A 1,205-nucleotide genomic window follows, 5' to 3' on the forward strand; every position below is an offset into this window, starting at 1 on the left:
ACCGACGTCCCCCCGCTTTCAGTAGCGGTGGGGTTTAGAGTCCGGGGTTGATCGTAGCTGTGTTTGACAGGTGCTGTGCATAGGCCGCTGGCGTCATCCCGCTGAGGGCCGCCTTCGGTCTCTCTTCGTTGTATTCGCGCCGCCAGGTTTCGATGACAGCGCGCGCATGCAGCAGGTGGGTGAACCAGTGCTCGTTGAGGCACTCATCGCGCAGGCGTCCGTTGAAGGACTCGACGTAGGCGTTCTGGTTGGGCTTGCCCGGCTGGATCAGGCGTAGCTGCACGCCACGCTCGTGCGCCCAGGTCACCATCGCCCGGCCGCAAAACTCCTTGCCGTTGTCCGTGCGGATCACGCTAGGCAGGCCGCGACTGAGCGCCAGGCGATCGAGCACCCGCGTGAGCATGTGGCCAGAGATCGCCCGCTCCACTTCGATTGCCACTGCCTCATGCGTGGCGTCGTCCACGATGGTCAGGCACTTGATCACCCGCCCCTCGGCCGTGCGGTCGAAGACAAAGTCCATGGACCAGACCTGGTTGGCCGCCATCGGCCGCAGCAGTGGCTGACGCTCGCCCACAGGCACCTTCTTGCGCTTGCGCCGCCGCACCTGCAGCTTCGCTTCCTGGTACAGCCGCTCGACCCGCTTGTAGTTCACGAGCATCCCTTCCTGCCTGAGCTTGAGGTAGATCATTCCGACGCCGTAGCGCTTGTGCCGATGTGCCAACGCCAGGATGCGCTCGTGCAACTCGACGTTGCGGTCCGGACGCGGCGCGTAGCGCAAGGCGCTGGCGCTCATGCGCACCACCGCCAGCGAGCGACGCTCGCTTAAACCCCGATCCATCATGTGTCGCACCAGCCCACGCCGGGCTGGCGCGGTTACCACTTTTTTCGCAGGGCGTCCTTGATGACCTCGTTCTCGAGGACCTGCTCGGCCAGCAGCTTCTTCAGCCGGCCGTTCTCCGTCTCCAGCTCCTTCAGGCGCTTGGCGTCCGGCACGCTCATGCCGCCGAACTTGCTGCGCCACAGGTAGTAGGAGGCCTCGCTGAAGCCGTGCTTGCGGCACAGGTCCTTCACCGCCATGCCGGCTTCCGCCTCACGCAGGAAGCCGATGATCTGCTCTTCGGAAAAGCGCTTCTTCACGTCCAATCTCCTTCGGATGGGGGATTGGACTCCAAACCGTTGTGCTACTCAAAGGCGGGGGGACGTCG

At 64.3% G+C, this 1,205-nt stretch carries 1 protein-coding gene; it reads right to left on the reverse strand.

The genetic code is table 11. The annotated features are described in order from the left end of the window. Positions 1–34 precede the first annotated feature (34 nt). Positions 35–1,077 (reverse strand): IS3 family transposase gene (locus ACFWZU_RS16245; protein WP_439702552.1). Its coding sequence is split into 2 segments (ribosomal slippage): positions 35–891 and positions 891–1,077, totalling 1,044 coding nucleotides; the frame shifts between segments, so codons are not numbered across the junction. Between the last annotated feature and the right edge of the window lie 128 nt (positions 1,078–1,205).

The sequence above is a fragment of the Frateuria sp. GZRR33 genome, from assembly GCF_051900425.1.
Lineage (GTDB): Bacteria > Pseudomonadota > Gammaproteobacteria > Xanthomonadales > Rhodanobacteraceae > Frateuria_A.